This window comes from Micromonospora sp. MH33, from assembly GCF_003013775.1.
In the GTDB taxonomy this organism is placed as follows: domain Bacteria; phylum Actinomycetota; class Actinomycetes; order Mycobacteriales; family Micromonosporaceae; genus Micromonospora; species Micromonospora fulviviridis.
On record NZ_MUYZ01000400.1, the window covers coordinates 1 to 4796 of the forward strand.

Annotated in this window: 2 protein-coding genes and 1 pseudogene; 2 read left to right on the forward strand and 1 reads right to left on the reverse strand. The window is 71.7% G+C overall.

Annotated features, from left to right (window positions below; translation table 11 throughout):
• Window positions 1-2950, reverse strand: a 2950-nt coding sequence (secA, locus tag B0E53_RS33150; protein WP_246835721.1) for a preprotein translocase subunit SecA, incomplete at its 3' end; no start/stop codon positions are given.
• A gap of 160 nt (window positions 2951-3110) precedes the next feature.
• Between secA and B0E53_RS33155 the strand changes: the two genes are divergently transcribed.
• A complete protein-coding gene (locus B0E53_RS33155) occupies window positions 3111-4274 on the forward strand; it encodes a GNAT family N-acetyltransferase (protein WP_246835722.1) in 1164 nt (387 codons plus the stop codon).
• A pseudogene (locus B0E53_RS33160) lies at window positions 4274-4705 on the forward strand (GNAT family N-acetyltransferase); the annotation flags it as partial. The gene B0E53_RS33155 and the pseudogene B0E53_RS33160, both read left to right, overlap by 1 nt.
• Window positions 4706-4796 lie beyond the last annotated feature (91 nt).

Consider the following 4796-nt stretch of genomic DNA (forward strand, 5'->3'; position numbering starts at 1 on the left):
TCCAGACGGGCGGGCCGTCCCAGGCCGGCGCGGCCAGCGCCGCCTCCCAGACGGAGATGACCGCGTCCACGTCGACCTTGTACTTGCGGCCGGACCCGCACGGGCAGGGCGCGTTGCGGGACGGGCCCTCGCCGGCGCCGTCGACCTGGCCGGGGGCGGCCCGCCGGGCGGTGCTCGCCGCAACCGCCTGGCCGCTCATCCCGGCCGTCGACCGGCGCGGAGTGGCGGCGGCGGGACGCTCCGACGTCTCGGGACGGCCGATGCCGAGCGCCGGCGCCTGCTCGTCGGCGCGCTCGATCACCGGGGCACCGCGGCCGGCCTCGCCGTCGACCGAGGGCGCCGAGTATTGCAGGCCCTGCTGCTGCGGCGTGCGGTTGAGACCCTTGGCCCGGATCTCCACCGGCTTCTCCAGCAGCTGGACCTCCTCGGCCTCCGGCGCGGGCTCCTCGACCTGCACCTCCAGGTTGTAGAGGAAGCCGACCGTCTCCTCCTTGATGCCGTCCATCATGGTGGCGAACATGTCGAAGCCCTCGCGCTGGTACTCGATGACCGGGTCGCGCTGGGCGTACGCCCGCAGGCTGATGCCCTCCTGGAGGTAGTCCATCTCGTAGAGGTGCTCGCGCCACTTGCGGTCGATCACCTGGAGCAGGACCATCCGCTCCAGCTGGCGGACGGCTTCCTCGCCGAGCTGCTCCTCGCGCCGGTCGTACGCGGCGTTCGCGTCCTCCTTGAGGCGGGCGAGCAGGAAGTCCTGGTCGAGGCCGGCCCGGGAGCCCACCTCCTCCTCCAGCTCCTCGATGGTGACGCCCACCGGGTAGAGCTGCTTGAGGCTGGACCAGAGCTGCTCGAGGTCCCAGTCCTCGGCGTAGCCCTCGCTGGTGGCGCCCACCACGTACGCGCCGATCACGTCGTCGATCATGTTGCGGACCTGCTCGGAGAGGTCCTCGCCGTTGAGCACCCGGAGACGCTCGGCGTAGATCACCTGGCGCTGCTTGTTGAGCACCTCGTCGTACTTGAGGACGTTCTTCCGGATCTCGGCGTTCTGGCCCTCGATCTGGGCCTGCGCGCTCTTGATCTGGCGGGTGACCATCTTCGACTCGATCGGAACGTCCTCCGGGATGTTGAAGCGCTCCATCACCGCCTCGACCGCGCCGGCCCGGAAGCGCTTCATCAGGTCGTCCTGGAGGGACAGGTAGAAGCGGGACTCGCCCGGGTCACCCTGCCGGCCGGCCCGACCGCGGAGCTGGTTGTCGATCCGGCGCGACTCGTGGCGCTCGGTACCCAGCACGTAGAGGCCACCGGCGGCGGCGACCTCCTCCGCCTCGACGTCGCAGGCCTGCTTCCACTTCGGCAGGATCTCCTCCATCGCCTTGGCGTACTCCTCCGGCTGCTCGACCGGGTCGAGGCCGCGCTGGCGGAGTTCGTTGGCGGCCAGGAACTCGGGGTTGCCGCCGAGCAGGATGTCCGTACCGCGGCCGGCCATGTTGGTGGCGACGGTGACCGCGCCCTTGCGCCCGGCCTGGGCGACGATCTCCGCCTCCTTGGCGTGGAACTTCGCGTTCAGCACGGAGTGCGGGATGCCCCGGCGGCGCAGCAACTGGGAGAGGATCTCGGAGTTCTCCACCGAGACGGTGCCGACCAGCACCGGCTGGCCCTGCTCGTGCCGCTCGGCGATGTCCTCGACGACGGCGTTGAACTTGGCCTTCTCGGTCTTGTAGATGACGTCCGCCCGGTCGAGGCGGACCATCGGCCGGTGCGTCGGGATGGTCACGACGCCGACCTTGTAGACCTTGTTGAACTCACTCGCCTCGGTCTGGGCGGTACCGGTCATGCCGGAGAGCTTCTCGTAGAGGCGGAAGTAGTTCTGGAGGGTGATGGTGGCCAGGGTCTGGTTCTCCTGCTTGATCTCCACCCCCTCCTTGGCCTCGATCGCCTGGTGCATGCCCTCGTTGTAGCGGCGGCCGTGCAGGATGCGGCCGGTGAACTCGTCGACGATGAGAACCTCGCCGTCGCTGACGATGTAGTCCTTGTCGCGCTTGTAGAGTTCCTTGGCCTTGATCGCGTTGTTCATGTAGCCGACGAGCGGGGTGTTGACCGACTCGTAGAGGTTGTCGATGCCGAGCCGGTCCTCGATCTTGGCGACACCGCGCTCGGTGATGGCGATCGTGCGCTTGGCGTGGTCGACCTCGTAGTCGCCCTCGCCGTCCGTGCCCGGCTGGAGGCGGGCCACCACGGCGGCGAACTCCTGGTACCAGCGGGCGGAGTGCTCGGCCGGGCCGGAGATGATCAGCGGGGTCCGCGCCTCGTCGATGAGGATCGAGTCGACCTCGTCGACCACCGCGAAGAAGTGGCCGCGCTGGACCAGTTCCTCCTTCGACCAGGCCATGTTGTCGCGCAGGTAGTCGAAGCCGAACTCGTTGTTGGTGCCGTAGGTGATGTCGCACTCGTAGGCCGCGCGGTGCTCGCTGGCCGGCCGGTTGGGCAGCACCACGCCCACGGTGAGGCCGAGGAACTCGTGCACCCGGCCCATCCAGGCGGCGTCGCGCTCGGCCAGGTAGTCGTTCACCGTGATCACGTGCACGCCCTTGCCGGCGAGCGCGTTCAGGTAGACCGGCATGACCGAGGTGAGGGTCTTGCCCTCACCGGTCTTCATCTCGGCGATGTTGCCGAAGTGCAGGGCCGCGCCGCCCATCACCTGGACGTCGTAGGGCCGCTGGCCGAGCACCCGCGCGGCGGCTTCCCGGCACACCGCGAACGCCTCGGGCAGCAGGTCGTCGAGGGTCTCACCGTCGGCGAGCCGCTCCCTGAACTGGTCGGTCATGTCCCGCAACTCGTCGTCGCTGAGGTTGACGTAGTCGTCCTCGATCGAGTTGACGGCGGCCGCGATGGCCTTGAGCCGGCGCACCATACGGCCCGCGCCAGCGCTAAGGACCTTTTCCAGAATCGACACGGATCAACGCTCCCCTAGACAGTCTCGAACCATCGTAGGCGCTCCGGCGCGGCGATGGTCACTGGTGGCGGCGGTCCGGGGCCGCGAACCCGACATAACGCCGAGCGGGTGCGCTGACCGGCGGTAATCGGGTTACGCCGTACGCGAACGATCCGGCACGATGGCTCGGGTGGAGCCTGTGGAGATCGTCGAGGACGGCCTGCTGCTGCGAACCTGGCGGGCGGAGGACGCCGACGCGGTGTACCGCGCCTGCCAGGATCCGGACATCCAGCGCTGGACCACCGTACCTCGCCCGTACCTGCCCGAACACGCCCTGGGATTCGTCACCACGATCAGCGGGACGGCCTGGGCGGAGGGCACCGGAGCGCCGTTCGCGGTCTGCGACGCGGAGACCGGTGAGCTGCTCGCCTCCTGCGGCCTGGTCGCGATCGACCGGGGCCTCGACTCCGCCGAGATCGGCTACTGGACCGCGCCCTGGGCCCGCGGTCGCGGCGTGGCGGTCCGGGCCACCCGGGCGGTCGCCCGCTGGGCGTTCGACGCGCTGAAGCTGCGCCGGTTGATCTGGCAGGCCGAGGTCGGCAACCACGCCTCCCGGCTGGTCGCGCTCCGGGCCGGCTTCCGGGTCGAGGGCGAGCTGCGGATGGCCCACCCGGCGGTCGACGGCCGCCCGGAGGGCTGGATCGGCTCACTCCTCCCGGCCGAGCTGGCCGCGCCCGGCGAGCCCGCACCGTACGGCCCGGACACCCTCCAGGCCCGCCGGGCGGCGGTCTTCGGCCGGCCCCAGCCGATCCTGTTCGCCACCGCCGGCGCCACCGAGCTGCGGCTGCGCCCGCTGGAGGAGCGCGACATCGACGCGCTCGTGACCACCTGCCGGGACGAGGAGACCATCCGCTGGACCACGGTGCCGCACCCGTACCAGCGGGAGCACGCCGAGGGCTTCCTGCGGGACATCGCGGAGGCGTCCTGGGCCCGGGGCACCGGCGCCTCCTACGCGGTCGCCGACGCCGAGGACCGGTACGTCGCCTCGATCGACCTGCGGATCTCCCCCGGCGCGCCGCTCGTCGCCGACGTCGGCTTCATGACCGCGCCGCACGCCCGGGGCCGGGGCTACCTGCCGGCCGCGCTCGCCGCGCTCTGCGCCTGGGGATTCACCACGCTCGGCCTCGCCCGGATCGAGTGGCGGGCCAACGTCGGCAACACCGCCTCCCGCCGGGCCGCCGAGAAGGCCGGCTTCACCGTCGAGGGCACCCTCCGCGACGGCGTCCAGCACCGCGGGGAACGGCAGGACGTCTGGATCGGCGGGTTGCTCCCGCAGGACCTGTGATGACACCACAGACCATCGAGGCGTACGGGGTGCGGCTGCGGCCGTTCCGCCCGGCCGACGCGCCGGAGGTGGTCGCCGGCTGCGCCGACCCGGAGACCCGCCGGTTCATCCCGGCCATGCCGGACCCGTACACCGCGCGGAGCGCCCACTGGTGGGTCACCGAGGGCGCGCCGGCGGCGTGGGCGGCCGGCGGGGCCGCGTACGCGATCGCCGACCGGGACACCGACCGGCTGCTCGGCGGCATCGGGCTGACGCCGATCAGCGACGTGCGGGGGCACCTCGAGATCGGCTACTGGGTGGTGCCGGCGGCCCGGGGCCGGGGCGTGGCCGGCGCGGCGACCCGGGCCCTGAGCGCGGCGGCCTTCGCGGCCGGGGCGGCCCGGCTGGAACTGCTCACCCACCCGGAGAACGGGGCGAGCCAGCGGGTGGCGGTGATCGCGTCCGCGCCGGGTCCGACCCAGATCAACCCGCTGGCCTCGACGGTACGGGCGAAGTAGGGGCGCCGCCCCTCGATGGCGGCCA

What these genes read in the sequence shown, in the direction of transcription:
- B0E53_RS33155 (WP_246835722.1), top strand. Translation starts at nt 3,111, where the DNA reads ATGGCTCGGGTGGAGCCTGTGGAGATCGTCGAGGACGGCCTGCTGCTG.